Source organism: Pseudomonas sp. LAMO17WK12:I5 (genome assembly GCF_900215165.1).
GTDB lineage: Bacteria > Pseudomonadota > Gammaproteobacteria > Pseudomonadales > Pseudomonadaceae > Aquipseudomonas > Aquipseudomonas putida_A.
The window spans coordinates 341468-361120 of the sequence record NZ_OBDS01000007.1 but is presented as its reverse complement, the minus strand read 5'-3'; the positions used below and the strand labels follow the sequence as shown (position 1 = coordinate 361120).

At 64.9% G+C, this 19653-nt stretch carries 2 protein-coding genes (1 of these 2 running past the window's edge); both read right to left on the bottom strand.

Going from position 1 to position 19653, the window contains the following annotated elements:
* Nucleotides 1-6643 carry the beginning of a non-ribosomal peptide synthase/polyketide synthase gene (locus tag CRO59_RS14815; protein WP_097087892.1) on the bottom strand. It extends 11180 nt beyond the left edge of the window, so only the first 6643 of its 17823 coding nucleotides appear in the window; the start codon lies at nt 6641-6643; its stop codon lies beyond the left edge, outside the window.
* The gene (locus CRO59_RS14810; RefSeq protein ID WP_097087893.1) at nt 6640-19653 is read right to left on the bottom strand and encodes a non-ribosomal peptide synthetase; all 13014 of its coding nucleotides are present in this window, start codon (nt 19651-19653) and stop codon (nt 6640-6642) included. Before CRO59_RS14810 ends, CRO59_RS14815 begins: the two co-directional genes overlap by 4 nt.

Below are 19653 nucleotides of genomic sequence, written 5' to 3'. Positions count from 1 at the left end.
GTGGCAGCAGCTCGGGAGTGATGCGCATGCAGTCCGCCGGGATGAGGTTGGCCGGGACTTCGGCTTCCGGTTCACCGCCCACGGCAGCGGCCAGTGCGGCGAGGGTCGGCTGGTTGAACAGCACGCGAATGTCGGCGCTCAGGCCGGCACGGCGCATCCGCGCCACCAGATTCACCGCTAGCAGCGAGTGACCACCGAGTTCGAAGAAATGGTCGTGGCGCCCTACCCGCTCAACCTTGAGCAATTCAGCCCAGAGCTGCGCGAGCGCGGTTTCCACTTCGCCGACCGGGGCTTCGTATTCACGGGCGGTCTGCGCCGCCAGATCGGGGGCCGGCAGCGCCTTGCGGTCAAGTTTGCCGTTGGGGCTCAGCGGCAATGCTTCGAGATGCACGAACACGGCGGGCACCATGTAGTCCGGCAGGTTTTCCAGCAAGTGGCCGCGCAGTGTTTCAATTTCCAGCTGTGCGCCGGTGTAGTACGCGACCAAACGCTTGTCGCCCGGCACGTCTTCGCGGGCCAATACGGCGGCTTCCTGCACGCCATCGATCTGGGTCAGGCGTGCCTGGATTTCACCGAGTTCGATGCGCAGGCCACGGATCTTCACCTGATCATCGTTACGGCCCAGGTATTCGATATTGCCGTCCGGCAGATAGCGGGCGACGTCGCCGGTGCGGTACATCCGCCCATTGGCCTGGAACGGATCATTGAGGAAACGTTCGGCGTTCAGCTGCGGACGATTCAGATAACCGCGTGCGACCTGCACGCCACCGATGTACAGCTCGCCGACCACGCCGTGCGGCACCGGTTGTTGCTGGGCATCGAGAATGTACATGCGGGTGTTGGCGATCGGTTTGCCGATCGGCGTGTTGTCCGGGGTGCTTTCCAGCGGCCCGGCGCAATTCCACGCGGTTACGTCCACCGCGGCTTCGGTCGGGCCGTAGAGGTTGTGCAGTTCGCTGTCCGGCAGTTGCTGCTTGAAGCGCCGCACCACGCTGCCCGGCAACGCTTCGCCGCTGCACATGACTTGCCGCAGACTGCTGCAACGTGCGGTGTCGGCGTGAGCAAGGAAAACATCGAGCATCGACGGGACAAAGTGCAGCGTGGTGATGTGTTCGCGCTCGATGATTTCGCTGAGATACAACGGATCCTTGTGCCCCTCGGGCCGGGCCATGACCAGACGTGCACCAGTCATCAGCGGCCAGAAGAACTCCCACACCGAGACGTCGAAGCTGAACGGGGTTTTCTGCAACACCGTGTCGCTGGCGGTCAGTTGATAGGCGTCCTGCATCCACAGCAGGCGGTTGACCACCCCGCGATGTTCGTTGATCACGCCTTTTGGTTGGCCGGTGGAGCCGGAGGTGTAGATCACGTACGCGGTGTGATTCGGGGTCAGCTCATTGACATGCAGGTTTTCCGTTGGCAGCGACTGCCAGTGCGGCTGATCCAGGTCGATCACCGGCACCGAAACGTCACCGAGCAACGAGCGCGTCGTTCCCTGCACCAGCACCGCCAGCGGCGCGCTGTCTTCCAGCATGTAAGCCAGACGCTCCAGCGGATACGCCGGATCCAGCGGCACATAACCGCCGCCGGCCTTGAGGATCGCCAGCAGCCCGACCACCATGTCCAGACCGCGCTCGACGCAGAGCGCAACCCGCGCATCCGGCCCTACGCCCAATTCACGCAGGTGCCGTGCCAGTTGATTGGCCCGGGCATTGAGCTCGGCATAAGTCAGTTGCTGTTCATCAGCAACCACCGCGGGAGCCCAAGGCGTACGCGCTACTTGCGCTTCGAACAGACCATGAATGGTCTGCTTAAGGTCGTAATCGACGTCCGTGGCATTGAACTCGACCAGCAAACGCTGCTGTTCTTCCGGCGCCAGCAGCGGCGCCTGTTGCAGCAGCGCCTGATCGTTGGCGACCATCGCCTGCAACAGGCGCAGGAAGTAACCGACGAAGCGCTCGACCGTGCTCTGATCGAACAACGCTGTGGCGTATTCCAGCGATCCGCGAATGATGCCGTTGGACTCACTGAGGCTCAGCGAGAGATCGAACTTGGCGAAGTGGCTCGGCTCGGCCACGCCCTCCAGCGTCAGTTCGCCGAGGGCCAGCGCCGTGCTTTCGAGGCCATCCCAACTGAGCAAGGTCTGGAACAACGGGCTGTGGGCCAGGCTGCGCACGGGCCGGGTGATTTCCACCACTTGCTCGAACGGCAGATCCTGATGTGCCTGCGCTTGCAGGGTTTGCGCCTTGACCCGCGCCAGCAGCGCTTCGACGCTCAGCTCGCCCGAGGTGTCGATGCGCAGCGCCAGGGTGTTGACGAACATGCCGATCAGGCCTTCGATTTCGGCGCGGGTGCGGTTGGCCACTGGCGAACCGATCACCACTTCCGCCTGTCCGGACAAGCGGCTGAGCAGCATCGCCCAGGCACTCATCAGCGTCATGTACAGGGTCACGCCGTGGCGCTGGCCCAAGGCTTTGAGCCCGGCGCTCAAGCGTTCGTCGAGCACGACGGCAACGCTGCTGCCGGCATAGTCCTGCTGCGCCGGACGCGGCCGATCGGTCGGCAGCATCAACAGCGCCGGGGCGCCAGCGAGGGTCCGTTGCCAATATTCGCTCTGGCGTTGCAGCACCTCGCCGCTGAGCCAGCGCCGTTGCCACACCGCGTAGTCGGTGTATTGCAGCGCCAGCGGCGGCAGTGGATCCGGCTGGCCGTGACTGAACGCCTGATACAGCGCCATCAGTTCACGGGTCAAAACACCCATCGACCAACCGTCAGAGATGATGTGGTGCAGGGTCAGCAACAGCACATGGTGATCGTCGGCCAGGCGTACCAGTCGCCCGCGAATCAACGGATCGTCCTGCAAGTCGAACGGCCCGGAGGCTTCGCCCTGAATCAGCGCTTGCAAGGTTTCCTCGGGTTGCGGGTGCTGGCGCAAGTCCTCGACACGCAGCAGCAGACCGGTGTCCACCGGGGCAATCAGCACTTGCGCTTCGTCGTTGAATTGCGCAAAGCGACTGCGCAGGGTTTCGTGCCGGGCGACGATCCGTGCCAGTGCGCGTTGCAGCGCCGCGTCGTCGAGACGGCCACGCAGCCGCATCGCCACGGGAATGTTGTAGGCGGTGTTGGCGCCTTCCATTTGCGCGAGGAACCACAAGCGTTGCTGGGCGAACGACAGCGGCAACGCGCCGTCACGCGGTACCGACACGATCTGTGGTTGCGCACAGCGTCCGGCCTCGCTCAGCACTGCCGCGACCGCCGCCAGTTCGGCGTTGGCAAACAGATCGCTCAGCGCCAGCTCGACGCCCAGACGCTGGCGCACTTGCGAGACCATGCGCATCGCCAGCAACGAATGCCCGCCGAGTTCGAAAAAGTGATCCTGGCGCCCAACCCGCTCGACCTGCAGCACGTCGGCCCAGATCTGCGCCAGCGCGGTTTCCACCTCGCCTTCGGGCGCTGCGTACTCGCGAGTGAACAGCGCCGCCAGATCCGGCGCTGGCAAGGCCTTGCGGTCGACCTTGCCATTGGCGGTCAGCGGCAACGCGGCGAGTTTGACGAACGCGCTCGGCACCATGTATTCCGGCAAACGGCTGAGCAATTGCGTGCGCAACTCGCCCACCGGCAGCGCTTCGACCTGCGGCTGCTCGGTGAAGTAGGCCACCAGGCGCGGCTGGCCGGGTTGATCTTCGCGGGCCAGCAGCACCGCTTCCTGAATCCCCGGCAACTGGTTGAGGCAGGTTTCGATCTCGCCCAATTCGATGCGCACGCCACGGATTTTCACCTGATCGTCGTTGCGCCCCAGGTACTCGATGTTGCCGTCCTCGCGCCAGCGTGCAAGGTCGCCGGTGCGGTACATCCGCGCGTTCGGCGCGCGGCTGAACGGGTCACGCAGAAAGCGTTCGGCAGTCATGTCCGGGCGATTCAGGTAGCCACGGGCAACCCCGGCACCGCCGACGTACAGCTCACCGGCAACGCCAAGCGGCACCGGGCGCTGTTGTTCGTCGAGCAGGTACACCGTGGCATTGCTCAGCGGTTTACCGATGTGCAGCGCGTCGCCGCTTGCTACCCGCCCTGAGGTCGCGACCACTGTGGCCTCGGTCGGGCCGTAGTTGTTGATCACGTCGAAATGCTGGTTGCGATTGAACTGCCGCAAGCGGTCGCCGCCGATCAGCAGCGTGCGCAGGGTCGGGTGTTCGAGGTTCTGGCTGAAGGCGTATTCGGCCACCGGGGTCGGCAGGAAACTCACGTCCAGCGGCTGCGCGCACCACCACGCGAGCAAGGCATCGATGTCTTCGCCGCCCTCGTGAGTCGGCGCCAGATGCAGGGTCGCGCCCACGCACAGCGCCGGCCAGACTTCCCAGGCCATCGCATCGAAACCAAAGCCGGCGAGGCTTGAGGTGTGGCGCCCGGCGCAGAGGTCGAACGCCGTGCAGTGCCAGTCGACCAGATTGCTCAAGGTGTGATGCTCGACCATCACGCCTTTGGGCAAACCAGTGGAGCCGGAGGTGTAGATCACGTAGGCCAGGTTCGCGGTGCTCAGGCCCGGTACCTGCGGGTTTTGCGTAACCGTCAGCGGCCAGTTGCAGTGATCGAGGTCGAGCACCGGCACGTTTAGCGCCGGCAGTCGCTCGCGCAAATGACTTTGGGTCAGTACGGCGACTGGGGCGCTGTCGTCGAGCAGGTAGTTCAAACGCTCGGCCGGGTGCGCCGGATCAATCGGCACATAACCGGCGCCGGCCTTGAGGATCGCCACCAGTCCGACCAGGGTGTCCAGCCCACGGCGGGCGACGATCGCCACGCGGTCATCCGGTTTCACGCCCAGGCCGATCAGGTGATGCGCCAAAGCGTTGGCCTGACGGTTGAGTTCGGCGTAGGTCAAATGCGCATTGGCAAACACTGCCGCCAGCGCCTCAGGCCGCTCGGCCACCTGCGCCTCGAAACGTTGCTGGAGGGTCTGTGCCGTCGGGAAATCCACATGGGTGGCATTGAAGTCGAGCAGCACCTGCGCAAGCTCCGCCGCCGGCAGGATCGGCAGTTGATTGACCGGTGTCTGCGGCGCCTGCTCCAGCGCAAGCACGAGGTTTTCCAGCGCGCAGTGCAGGTAGTCGCAGATACGCTGCGGATCGGTCTGGGTGCTGGCCAGCAGGGTCAGGCTGAATGCATCACCGAGGTCATCGACACTCATCGTCAACGGATAGTTGCTGCGCTCTTCGGAGTGCAACGTGGAGATACCGTCCCACGCCGCGAGGGTTTCGGCACTGGCGGTGGCGACGTTGTGGCTGTGGCGATAATTGAGCAGTGTGCTGAACAGCGGCGTCGGCGCCACCACGTGACTGCAGCGCTGAGCCAGGGCCAGCGGTGCGTGTTCGTGCCGCATCAGCGTGGTCAGCCGGGCGTGGGTGGCGTTGACTGCCGCGCGCACATCCTGGCCGTCGATATTCACCCGCAACGGCAAGGTGTTGATGAAAATCCCCAGCGCCCGATCAATCGCTTCGGCGCCTTGCATACGACCCATCAGCACCGTGCCGAACACCACTTGCTGCTTGCCGGTCAGCGCGGCCAGCACCTGCGCCCAGCCGAGATGGAACAGGCTGGCGACACTCACGCCAAGGGTTCGCGCCTGCGCCCGCAGACGCTGGCCCAATAACGTTGGCACCGGCACGCTGAGTTCGACGATTTCACTGCCGTCACCCTGCACATCCTGCAGACCATAAGGCAGCGTCGGCTCGTCGATATCGCTGAGCATTTCGCGGAAAAACGCCTCGTGCTCGGCTTCGCTGACGCCCAGACGCGCCTGCGCCACGTAGTTGCGAAACGGCACCGGGCGCCCGAGCCGTTCACGCTGCCCGGTAAGGCAGGCGCGCATTTCGTGGCGCACCACGTCGAGGGCCGAGTGGTCGAGGGCCATGTGATGGAACAACAGCGTGGCGATCACCCGTTGCCCGGCCTCATCCCAGGCGTGGGCCAGACGCATCAGCGGCGCCTGGGTAACGTCGAGGCGGAAATGCCGGGCGTCGAAGCGCTCGTGCAGATACGCCAGCACGTCGCCATTTGCATCAGGCAACGTCACCTCTTCCACTGGCAGTTCGGCCCGGCGCCAGACCACCTGCACCGGCGCGTCCAGCCCTGCCCAATGCACAGCGGTGCGCAGAATGTCATGGCGATCGATCACGTTTTGCAGCGCTTGAGCGAACGCTTGAAAACGCTCGCGGCTGGCAAAGGCGAAATGCGACTGCATGACATACGGATCACCGTCACCGCCACTGACGTGGTGATACAGGATGCCTTCCTGCAACGGCGCCAGCGGGTAGATGTCCTGCACGTTGGCCGCGCCGCCGGGGGCTTGTGCGACGAGGTGGTCGATGGTCGCCTGGTCGAGTTCGACCAGCGTCAGCATCGCCGGGGTGATGCGCGTGGTGCCCGAGACGATGCCATTGGCCGGCACTTCGACCTGGCCATGCTTGCTGGCCGAGTACTGCCCGGCCTTGATCAGTTCGATCAGCGCCGGTTTGTGCTCGCGCAACAGCGCCAGCAACGCCGGGTCGTTCAACGCCTGTTTGTTGCCGTTGACCCGCAATTGGTCGTCCGCGACCGCCAGCTGAATATCTTTAGCCTTCAATGTGGCCAACAGTTCGATCACGTTCACAGGACGATCTCCATTCGTTCGGTAATTGCGGCGTAGCCGGCCAGGGTCGGATGTTCGAACAGCGACCTGACATCGGCTTCCATGCCTTCCTGACGCAGCCGGCCGATCAGACTGACCGCCAGCAGCGAGTGACCACCCAGTTCAAAGAAATGATCGTGGCGCCCTACCCGCTCGACGTTGAGCAACTCGGCCCAGAGCCGTGCGAGGGTGATTTCGACGTCGCCTACCGGGGCTTCGTATTCGCGCACCGGCAATGCCGCCTGATCCGGCGCCGGCAGCGCCTTGCGGTCGAGTTTGCCGTTGGGGCTCAGCGGCAGTGCATCGAGATGCACGAACAGCGCGGGCACCATGTAGTCCGGCAGGTTTTCCAGCAGATGACTGCGCAGCACGTCGATTTCCAGGCGTGCCCCGGTGTAGTACGCCACCAGACGCTTGTCGCCGGATGCATCTTCGCGGGCCAGTACGGCGGCCTCCTGAATGCTGTCGATCTGGGTCAAACGCGCCTGAATCTCGCCGAGTTCAATACGCAAGCCACGGATCTTCACCTGATCGTCGTTACGGCCCAGGTATTCAATGTTGCCGTCCGCGAGATAACGGGCGACGTCGCCGGTGCGGTACATCCGCCCGTTGCTCTGGAACGGGTCGTTGAGGAAGCGTTCGGCGTTCAGTTCCGGGCGATTCAGATAACCGCGCGCCACTTGTACGCCGCCGATGTACAGCTCGCCGACCACGCCGTGCGGCACCGGTTGTTGCTGGGCATCGAGTATGTACATCCGGGTGTTGGCGATCGGTTTGCCGATCGGCGTGTTGTCCGGGGTGCTTTCCAGCGGCCCGGCGCAATTCCACGCGGTCACGTCCACTGCCGCTTCGGTCGGGCCGTACAGGTTGTGCAATTGGCTGCCCGGCAGTTGCTGTTTGAAGCGCCGCACCACGCTGCCCGGCAAGGCTTCGCCGCTGCACATGACTTGCCGCAGACTGCTGCAACGTGCGGTGTCGGCGTGAGCAAGGAAAACATCGAGCATCGACGGTACGAAGTGCAGCGTGGTGATGTGTTCGCGTTCGATGATTTCGCTGAGATACAGCGGATCCTTGTGTCCCTCGGGCCGGGCCATGACTAATCGGGCGCCAGTCATCAACGGCCAGAAGAACTCCCAGACCGAGACGTCGAAGCTGAACGGGGTTTTCTGCAACACCGTGTCGGCAGAACTCAGTTGGTAAGCGTCCTGCATCCACAACAGGCGGTTGACTACCCCGCTATGTTCGTTGATCACGCCTTTCGGTTGGCCAGTGGAACCGGAGGTGTAGATCACGTACGCGGTGTGCTGCGGGGCCAGTTCGGCTATCGCAAGATTGTCTGGCGGCAGCGCTTGCCAATGCGGCTGATCCAGGTCGATCACCGGCACGCCAACGTCACCGAGTAACGAACGCGTGGTTCCCTGCACCAGCACCGCCAGCGGCGCGCTGTCCTCGAGCATGTAGGCCAGACGTTCCAGCGGATACGCCGGATCCAGCGGCACATAACCGCCACCGGCCTTGAGGATCGCCAGCAGCCCGACCACCATGTCCAGACCACGCTCGACGCAGATCGCCACCCGTGAGTCCGGCCCTACGCCCAATTCGCGCAGGTGCCGCGCCAGTTGATTGGCCCGGGCGTTGAGTTCGGCATAAGTCAGTGGCTGTTCATCAGCGGCCACCGCTGGTGCCCAAGGCGTGCGCGCCACTTGCGCCTCGAACAAGCCGTGAATGGTTTGATCGAGGTTGTAATCGACCTCCGTGGCGTTCAGGCCGAACAGCAACTGCTGGCGCTCGGCATCCGCCAGTACCGGCAGGCGATTCAACGCCTGCTGCGGTGTCTGTTCCAGCGCCTCGACCAGCCCCGCCAACGCCTGCTGCATGTAGCCACACACCCGCGCCGCGCCAATCCGCGAAGGGGTCATGGCCGTGAGATCAAAGCCCTGGCCCAGGTCATCGACGTTGACGCTCAGCGGATAGTTGGTGCGCTCCTCGCTGGACAGGTTTTCGATGCCTTGCCAGGCCAGGCGATTGGCCTGCAACTGTTCTGCGCTGACGCTGTGCCGGTAATTGAGCATCGCGCTGAACAGCGGCGACGGCGCGGCCACCCCGCTGCACCGCTGGGCCAATGCCAGTGACGCATGTTCATGGCCGAGCAATGCGGTCAGTTGCGCATGGGTGGCGCGCACCCCGGCACGCACCGAAACATCACCCAAATCTACCCGCAGCGGCAGCGTGTTGATGAACATTCCCAGACCGCGATCAGCGCCGGTACCGCCCTGCATCCGCCCCAGCAGCACGGTGCCGAACACCACGCGCTTATGTCCGGAAGTCGCCGCCAATACCTGGGCAAACGCCAGATGGAACAGGCTCGCGACGCTCACGCCCAGCTGCCGCGCCTGGCTGCGCAGGCGCCGCGCCAAGGCTTCGGGCACGCGCTGACGGACTTCTTCGATGTCATGGCCGTCACCGTGCACATCCAGCAGACCGAACGGCAGCGTCGGCTCATCGATCTCGCCGAGCATCGTGCGGAAGAACGCTTCATGCTCCTGCTCGCTGACGCCCAGCCGGGTCTGCGCCACGTAATTGCGATACGGCACGGCAGGGATCAGGGCTTCGCCGTGACCGAAGAGCAGCGCCTGCAGTTCCTGCTGCACCACTTCCAGCGCCGTGTGGTCCATGGCGATGTGATGGAACAGCAGCATGGCGACCACTCGATCATTGGCCGGGTCTTGTGCATACACCAGGCGAATCAACGGCGCCTGACTGAGGTCGATGCGGTAATGCCGCGCGTCGAAACGCTCATACAACTGCGCCAGAACATCACCGGCGGCCGGGTCGAGTGCGACTTCCTGCACCGGCAGTTGAGCTTCGCGCCAGACCACTTGCACCGGCGTCGACAACCCTTCCCAGACCACTCCGCTGCGCAGAATGTCGTGACGTGTCATGACCTGGCGCAGCGCGGCGGCAAAGGCGTGCAAGCGTTCAAGGCTGTCGAATGCCAGGCGCGATTGCAGCAGGTATGGATCGCCCTGCGCGGCGCTCAAGTGGTGATAAAGGATGCCTTCCTGCAACGGCGCCAGCGGATAAATGTCCTGCACATTGGCGGCACCGCCCGGCACCGTGGCCACGATACGCTCGATGCTGGCCTGATCCAGTTGCAGCAGGGTCAGCATGTCTGGAGTGATATGCGTGCAACCGAGTGGAATCAGGTTATCTGGCACCGCGACTTCGCGACCGCTGCCGACGGCGGCCGCCAGCGCGGCGAGGGTTGGCTGGCTGAACAGCACGCGCACGTCGGTGCTCAGGCCGAGCTGACGCATGCGCTCGATCAGGGTCACCGCCAGCAGCGAATGTCCGCCCAGTTCAAAGAAGTTGTCGTGCCGCCCAACCTGTTCGACCTGCAGCACCTCGGCCCAGACCTGCGCCAGCGCGGTTTCCACCGGCCCTTGCGGGGCTGCGTATTCGCGGCTGAGCCAGGCGTCCTGATCCGGTTCGGGCAAGGCCTTTCGGTCGAGTTTGCCGTTGGCGGTCAGCGGCAGCGCCGGCAGGCGCACGTACGCGGCGGGCACCAGTGCCTGCGGCAAACGTGCTTGCAGATGCTGGCGCAGCTCTTCGATATCGACCGCTGCGCGGGCAGTGAACCAGGCGATCAACCGCGCCTCGCGCACCAGCACCACCGCGTCCTGCACCGCCGGATGGCTGGTCAGTGCCGCTTCGATTTCCCCCAGTTCCACCCGCACGCCGCGCAGTTTGACCTGATCGTCGTTACGCCCCAGGTACTCGATATTGCCGTCGGCCAGCCAGCGCGCGAGGTCACCGGTGCGGTACATGCGCGGCTGCGGTTCGTCACTGAACGGGTCTTCGAGGAAGCGTTCGGCGGTCAGCTCGGGACGGTTCAGATAACCACGGGCCACACCCGCGCCACCGACGTACAGCTCGCCCGCCACGCCAACCGGCACCGGACGTTGTTGTTCGTCGAGCAGGTAAACCCGGGCGTTGCTGATGGGCCGACCGATATGCAGCAGCTGTCCGGTATTGATTTGCCCGGAGGTCGCGACCACCGTGGCCTCGGTCGGGCCGTAGTTGTTGATGACGTCGAACGTCTGCCCACGCGAGAACTGCCGCAACTTGTCGCCACCGATCAATAGCGTGCGCAAGGTCGGGTGACCCAACTCACGACTGAAGGCGTATTCGGCAATCGGCGTCGGCAGGAAGCTCACTTGCAACGGCTGCGCGCGCCACCAGTCGAGCAGGTCATCGAGGTGTTCGTTGCTGATCGACGGCGGCGGCAGGTGCAGGGTCGCGCCGACACACAGCGCCGGCCAGACCTCCCAGGCCATCGCGTCGAAACCGCAACCGGCGACGCTGGCGGTGTGGCTGCCGGCGCGCAGGTCGAACGCCTCGCAGTGCCAGTGCACAAGGTTTTCCAGGGTCGCGTGTTCGACCATCACGCCTTTCGGCTGGCCGGTCGAACCCGAGGTGTAGATCACGTAGGCCAGATGCGCCGGGCTCAGTGTTGGCAGTTGCGGATTGCTGTCCGGCAGATGCTGCCAGGTGTCATTGTCCAGATCGATCACCGGCACCCGGCCCAGCAGCTCGCGGGTCGATCCCTGCGCCAGCACCGCCACCGGATCGCTGTCCTGCAACAGGTAGACAATGCGTTCGGCCGGGTACGCCGGATCGACCGGCACATAACCGGCGCCGGCCTTGAGAATCGCCAGCAGCGCCACCAGCATCTGCGGGCTGCGTTGCAGGCACACGGCAATCCGGTCGTCCGGTTGCACGCCGAGGCCGAGCAAGTGATGGGCCAGGCGATTGGCCTGCTGATTGAGCTGCGCGTAGGTCAGTTGCTGCGTGCCCTGCACCACCGCCAGTGCCTGTGGCTGCTGCTCGGCCTGCACTTGCACCAGCGCCTGAATCGTTGCACCGCGCGGATACGCAGCCGCAGTCGGGTTGAAACCGACCACCAGGCGTTCGTATTCCTCGACCGAAAGAATCGGCAAGCGGTTGAGCGGACGTTGCGGCGCCTGTTCCAGTGCGTGCACCAGATGCTCCAGCGCGGTGTGCATGTAGCCGCAGATCCGTTGCGCGCCGATCTGCGCCAACGCCAGCACGGACAGGGAAAAGTCTTCGCCGAGATCGTCGACGCTGAGGGTCAGCGGATAGTTGCTGCGCTCTTCGCCGCCGAGCAATTGCACGCCTTCCCAGATGCCCTGACCGTCACGCGGCTGCGCTTCGGCAGCGGTATGCCGGTAGTTGAGCAAGGCGCTGAACAGCGGCGCCCCGGACACCGCGCTGCAACGCTGGGCCAGCGCCAATGGCGCGTGTTCATGGGCCAGCAACGCGGTCAGCCGTGCGTGGGTAGTCTTGACCGCAGCGCGCACGCCTTCGCTGACATCCACCCGCAGCGGCAAGGTATTGATGAACACGCCGAGGGTCCGATCCGCGCCTTCACCGCCCTGCAAACGACCCAACAGCACCGTGCCGAACACCACGTCGCGGCGGTTGGCAAGCACGCCCAGCACCTGCGCCCAGGCCAGATGCATCAGGCTCGCCGGGCTGAGACCCAACTGCCGCGCCTGTTCCCGCAGGCGCAGGGTCAACCCGGCATCGACGGCTTGCTGCGCCTCCTCGATGTCGCCGCCATCGCCTTGCACATCGTGCAGGCCGAACGGCAGGGTCGGTTCATCGATATCGCCGAGCATGTCGCGGAAGAACGTTTCGTGCTCCTGCTCGCTGGCGCCCAGACGCGCCTGCGCCACGTAGTTGCGGTACGGCATCGGCGTGCCGAGGCTGTCGGCTTGGTTGAACATGAACGCGCGCATCTCTTGGCCCACCACCTCCATGGCGGTGTGGTCGAGAATCAGGTGCTGGAACAGGATGATCGCCACCACCCGTTGCTGCGCCGGGTCTTCGGCGTAGACGATGCGCATCAGCGGCGCCTGGCTCAGGTCGAGGCGGTTGTGCCGGGCATCGAAGCGCGCGTGCAACTGGTCAAGAACGTCGCCCTGCGCCGGGTCCAGCGGCACCGCCTGCACCACCAGCGGCGCCTGACGCCAGACCACTTGCTGCGGACTCGCCAGCCCTTCCCAGACCACACTGGTGCGCAGAATGTCGTGACGCGCGATGACCTGCTGCAAGGCTTGGCCGAAGGTGCGCAGGCGCTCGACGCTGTCGAAGATCAGCCGCGATTGCAGCAGGTACGGATCGCCCTGCTCGGCGCTCAAGTGGTGGTAAAGAATGCCTTCCTGCAGCGGTGCCAGCGGATAGATGTCCTGCACGTTGGTAGCCCCGCCCGGCACGGTGGCGACGATGCGCTCGATGCTGGCCTGATCGAGTTCAGTCAGGCTGAGCATGTCCGGGGTGATGTGCGTGCAGCCCGGCGGAATGCGGTTGGCCGGCACCTCGATTTCGCGACCGCTGCCCACAGCGGCGGCCAGTGCGGCCAGGGTCGGCTGATTGAACAGCACGCGCACGTCGGCCGCGAGGTCGATCTGGCGCATGCGTTCGATCAGGCTCACCGCCAACAGCGAATGCCCGCCCAATTCGAAGAAGTTGTCGTGGCGCCCGACCCGCTCGACTTTCAGCACGTCGATCCAGATCTGAGCCAACGCGGTTTCCAGCGCACCCTGTGGCGCTTCATATTCGCGGCTTAGCCACGCGCCGTGCTCCGGCTCAGGCAAGGCCTTGCGATCAATCTTGCCGTTGGCGGTCAACGGCAATGCGTCCAGCCGCACGTATGCCGACGGCAACAGCGCATCCGGCAAGCGAGCCTGCAAATGCGTGTGCAACTGTTGAATATCGACCGCCGTGCGCTCGGTGAACCACGCAATCAGCCGCCCGTCGCGGACCAGCACCACCGCTTCCTGCAGCGCAGCGTGGCTGCCGAGCGCGGCTTCGATTTCACCGAGTTCGATACGCACGCCACGCAATTTGACCTGATCGTCGTTGCGCCCCAGGTACTCGATGTTGCCGTCGGCCAGCCAACGCGCCTGATCGCCGGTGCGGTACATGCGCGCCTGCGGCTCGTCGCTGAACGGATCGAAGAGGAACTGCGCCGCGCTAAGCTCGGGGCGATTCAGATAACCGCGCGCCACGCCGGCCCCGCCAACATACAACTCGCCCGCCACGCCCACCGGCACCGGACGCTGCTCGGCGTCCAGCACATAGATTTTGGCGTTGGCAATCGGCCGGCCGATATGCAACGGCTGGTCAAGCTCTACCCGCCCCGAGGTGGCGACCACCGTGGCTTCGGTCGGGCCATAGTTGTTGATCACGTCGAAGGTTTGCGCACGACTGAACTGACGCAGTCGGTCGCCGCCGATCAGCAGCGTGCGCAAGGTCGGGTGCTGCAACTGCCGGCTGAACGCGTATTCGGCCACCGGCGTCGGCAAGAAGCTGACCTGCAACGGCTGCGCGCACCACCAGTCGAGCAACTCGTCGAGGTGCTCGTTGCGGATCGACGGCGGCGGCAGGTGCAAGGTCGCGCCGACACACAGTGCCGGCCAGACTTCCCAGGCCATCGCATCGAAACCAAAGCCGGCGACGCTCGCGGTCTGGCTGCCGGCCTGCAAGTCGAAAGCTTCGGCGTGCCAGTGCACAAGGTTTTCCAGGGTCGCATGCTCGACCATCACCCCTTTAGGTTGGCCAGTGGAGCCGGAGGTGTAGATCACGTAAGCCAAGTGGTTCGGCGTCAATGCCGGCACCTGGGGATTGGCATCCGATAGGTGCTGCCAGAGGTCGTTGTCCAGATCGATGACCGGCACGCCACCGAGCAGATCGCGAGTCGATGCCTGCGCCACGACCGCCACCGGGGCGCAGTCCTGCAACAGGTAGGCGATGCGTTCCGCCGGATACGCCGGATCGACCGGCACATAACCGGCGCCGGCCTTGAGGATCGCCAGCAGCGCGACCAGCATGTCCGGACTGCGCCGGGCACACAGGGCGACCCGGTCATCGGGCTGCACCCCAAGGCTGATCAGGTGATGCGCCAGACGATTGGCCCGCTGATTAAGTTCGCCATAGCTCAACTGCTGCGTACCTTGCACCGCCGCCAGGGCTTCTGGGTGCGCGGCCGCCCGGGCCTCGAACAAACGCTGCACGGTTTGTGCCGGCGGGAAGTCGCGACCAGTGATATTGAAGCCGACCAGGACCCGCTGCCGTTCGCTCGGCGACAGCACCGAGATCTGCCGCAGCGGCGTGGCCGGATTGTGCTCCAGCGCCGTCAGCAGATTGTGCAGCGCGGTCTGCAAGTAATCGCAGACCCGCGCACCATCCACCTGCGGCACCGCCTGCACGCTCAGACGGAAACCTGTGCTGAGGTCATCGACGCTTACCACCAGTGGATAGTTGCTGCGCTCGCGCGAGCTGAGAATCTCGATCCCGTCCCAGGTCACACCTGCCGTTTCGGTCGCGCTGTGGCGATAGTTGAGCAAGCTGCTGAACAGCGGCAGCGACGCGGCCACACCGCTGCAACGCTGGGCCAGCGACAGCGAGGCCTGCTCATGCGCCAGCAGTTGCGCCAGACGTTCATGGGTAGCGCGCACGCCTTGCTGCACGTCGGTCGCGCCAACACTGACCCGCAACGGCAAGGTGTTGATGAACATGCCGAGTGCGCGATCGGCGCCCTCGCCGCCCTGCATGCGTCCGAGCAACACGGTGCCAAACACCACCTCTTCGCGTCCCGAAATCTGCGCCAGCACCTGACCCCAGGCCTGGTGCACCAGACTGGCGGCGCTGATACCGAGGCGGCGCGCCTGCTCGCGCAAGCGCTGGGCCACGCTCGAATCCAGCGCCTGCTCGCTGTCGACAATGGTGCTGCCGTCGCCATGTACGTCCTGCACACCGAAGGCCACGGTCGGCTCGTCGATGTCGCCGAGCATGTCGCGGAAGAACGCTTCATGCGCCTGAGTATCGGCGTGCTGTTGCGCCTGCGCCACGTAGTTGCGGTACTGCACCGGCATCGGCAACTCGGCACCGCTCGGCTGCAGGCTGTCGTTCATTTCCGCCAGCAGCACTTCGAGTGCGGTGTGGTCGAGGACGATGTGGTGCAGCAACAGGATGCCGACCCAGCGCTGCTGTTCACGGTCTTCTGTGTAGGCCAGACGCATCAGCGGCGCGCGGCGCAGGTCGAGGCGATAGTGACGCGGATCGAAACGTGCCTGCATCTGCTCCAGCACATCGCCTTCGAGCAAGTCGGCATCGACCCGTTCCAGCGCCAGCGGCGCCTCGCGCCAGACCACTTGCACCGGTTCTTCAAGTCCCTCCCAGACCACGCTGGTGCGCAGAATATCGTGGCGCTCGATCACCGCATTCAACGCACGGACGAAGGCCTTGATCTGTGCCAGACCGGCGAAGGCGAATTGCGCCTGCAATACGTAGGGATCACCGGCGCTGGTCGCCAGATGGTGGTAGAGAATCCCCGCCTGCAACGGTGCCAGGCCGTAAATGTCCTGCACATTGGCGACGCCGCCGGGCACGCTGGCGACCACGCGGTCGATGGCGGCCTGATCCAGCGTGGCCAACGGCAGCATGTCCGGGGTGATCCGCGTGCAATCGAAAGGAATCAGATTGTCCGGCACCCGCAGGGTATGACTGTGACTCAGGGTCGCCGCCAGCGCCGCGACGCTCGGCTGGCCGAACAGCACGCGCACGTCGCACTGCAAGTCGTGCTGGCGCATGCGTTCGATCAATTTCACCGCCAACAGCGAATGGCCGCCGAGTTCGAAGAAATTGTCATGCCGCCCGACTTGCTCGACACCGAGCAGGCTCTGCCAGATTCCGGCGATCAGCGTTTCCACCGGCCCCAGCGGAGCTTCGAAGCCGCGCCGGGCGAACGCATCGCTGTCCGGTTGTGGCAAGGCTTTGCGATCAAGTTTGCCGTTGGTGGTCAGCGGTATGGCGTCGAGGCGCACAAAGGCGCTCGGCACCATGTACTCGGCCAGCGATTGCAGCAACGCGTCGCGCAATTGCGCGGCGCTCGGTTCAGTGCCTTCGGCGGCCAGCCAGTAGGCGACCAGACGTTTGTCACCGGGACTGTCTTCGCGGGCGATCACCAGCGCTTCGCGCACACCGGCGCAGGCTGCCAGGCGAGCTTCGATTTCACCGAGTTCGATGCGGAAACCACGGATCTTCACTTGATCGTCGTTGCGCCCGAGGTATTCGAGGCTGCCATCCGCTGACCAGCGCGCCAGGTCACCGGTCTTGTACAGACGCGCCTCGGCACGGCCGCTGAACGGGTCGGCGATAAAGCGTTCAGCAGTCAGCGCTTCACGATTGAGATAACCCCGGGCAACCCCGGCGCCGCCGACGTACAACTCGCCGATCACGCCGGCCGGCACCGGCTCGCGCTGCGCGTCGAGCACGTACAGCTGCAGGTCGGGAATGCCCACACCGATCGGGCTGCGCCCGACCAGTAGCGCGTCCGCTGCCTCCAGTGGCCGATAGGTCACGTGCACCGTGGTTTCAGTGATGCCGTACATGTTCACCAGCCGCGTACCGGCATTGCCGACCCGCGCGTACCACGGTTTGAGCAGGCCCGGTTCCAGTGCTTCGCCGCCGAAGATCACTTCGCGCAACGAGTGCTGCAACGGGCTGCGGCCCTGCGCGGCGATCAGTTGACGGAAGGCGCTCGGGGTCTGATTGAGCACGGTGACGCCAGTGCGGCACAGCAGCGCGTAGCAGTCGTCCGGCGAGCGGCTGACGGCCTGCGGCACCAGCAACAACTGACCGCCAAACGCCAGCGCGCCCCAGATTTCCCAGACTGAAAAGTCGAAGGCGAAGGAATGGAACAGCGCCCACACGTCCTGCGGGTTGAAGTTGAACCAGTCGTGGGTCGCCGAAAACAGCCGCACCACGTTGCGGTGTTCGACCATCACGCCCTTGGGCAGCCCGGTGGAACCGGAGGTGTAGATCACGTAGGCGAGGTGATTTGGGGTCAGCTCGGGAATCTGCGGATTGCTGCTGAGTTCAGCCTGCAACTGCAGGCTGTCCAGATCGATGATCGGCACGTTGAGCGCGCCAACCCGATCCAGCGTATCGGCCTGGGTCAGCACCGCCACCGGGGCGCTGTCCTGCAAGGTGTAGGCGATACGCTCCAGTGGATACGCCGGGTCGATCGGCACGTAACCGGCGCCGGCCTTGAGGATACCGAGCAGGCCGATGAGCATTTGGGGGCCGCGCTCGACACAGATCGCCACGCGCTGATCCGGACGAATCCCCCGCGCCAGCAGGTGATGCGCAAGCTGATTGGCGCGGCGATTGAGCTCGCCGTAGCTCAGCGTCTGCTCCTCGAACAGCAGCGCTGTGGCCTCGGGGCGTGCCGCCGCGTGGGCCTCGAACTGCTGGTGAATCAGCGGGGTTTCCGGGAACTGCGGCAACGGCGAGTTGACCCCGTGCAGCAGATATTCGCGCTCGGCCGCCGGCAGGATATTCAGGCGTTGCAGCGGTGCATCCGGGGTCGATTGCAAGGCCTGCAGCAGGCTGTGCAACGCGGTGTGCAGGTAAGCGGCGATGCGTTCGGCACCCAGCGCCGCATCCGCCAGCGCGGTGATGCGCAAGTCTTCGCCGAGGTCGTCGATGTTGATCGTCAGCGGGTAGTTGGTGCGTTCGCGGGCGCCCAGCACTTGCACGCCGGGGGCCAGTTCGCTGACCTCGGCGATCTCTTCACTGCTGCTGTGGCGATAGTTGAGGATCGCGCTGAACAACGGCGTCGGCACCGCTACCGCGCTGCAACGCTGGGCCAGGGCCAGCGAGGTCTGTTCATGGCCGAGCAACGCGGTCAGGCGTCGATGGGTGGCCAGCACCCCGGCACGCACGCCGTCCTGCCCGACATCCACCCGCAGCGGCAAGGTGTTGATGAACATCCCCAGCGCCTGTTCGCCGCCCTCGCCCGCCTCCATCCGCCCCAGCAGCACGGTGCCGAACACCACCGCCGTGCGCCCGGACAGTTGGCCGAGCACCCGCGCCAGCGCCAGGTGCATCAGGCTCGCCACGCTGACGCCGAGCTGACGCGACTGGCCGCGCAGTTGCCGGCTGAAATCGGTGTCGAGCATCAGCAAAGCTTCTTCGATGCCTTGGCCATCGCCCTGCACATCCTGCAAACCACAGGGCAAGGTCGGCTCGTCGATGTCGGCGAGCATCTCGCGGAAAAACTGCTCGTGAGTCTGTTCGTCCAGACGCAGACGGGCCTTGGCCAGGTGATCGCGGTATGGCACCGGCGGCCCGACCTGCGCGGTCTGGCCCAGCAGATGCGCGCGGGTTTCACGGCGCACCACGTCGAGCGCAACGTGGTCCATGATCAGGTGATGGAACAGCAACAGCGCGACCACGCGCCCGTTGGCCGGATCCGTGGCGTACACCAGACGCAGCAGCGGCGCCTGCTGGATGTCGAGGCGGAAGAACCGTGGGTCGTGGCGCTCCAGCAGTTGCGTCAGGACATCCGAGCCCGGGTCGAGGGCGATTTCTTCGCAGTGCAGACGAGCCTGCCGCTGCACCACTTGCAGCGGTTCGTCCAGGCGTTCCCAGACGAACGAGGTGCGCAGAATGTCGTGGCGTTCGATCATCCATTGCAGCGCCTCGGCGAAAGCCTCCAGACGTTCGCGGCTGTCGAAGGCGAATCGCGCTTGCGACACGTAGGGGTCACCGGCGGGCGCCGACAGGTGCAGATAAAGCATGCCTTCCTGCAGCGGCGCCAGCGGGTAAATGTCCTGCAGGTTGGCGGCGCCGCCGGGTACTTTGGCGACCAAGCGATCGATGGTCGGCTGATCCAGAGTCACCAGCGGCAGCATGTCCGGGGTGATGCGAAACGCCGGGCTCAGCCAGTCGCCACCGTTTTGCGCGACCAGTTCCAGCAGTTGCGCCTTGTGTTCGCTGAGGCTGTCCCACAACGCATCGTCCAGCGCGTCGTCGCTGCCCAGAATGACCAGGTCTTCATCTTCCTGTTGAAGGCGGATCGCATGGGTGGAAAGAACAGCCATCAGTTCGCTGAAATGCAT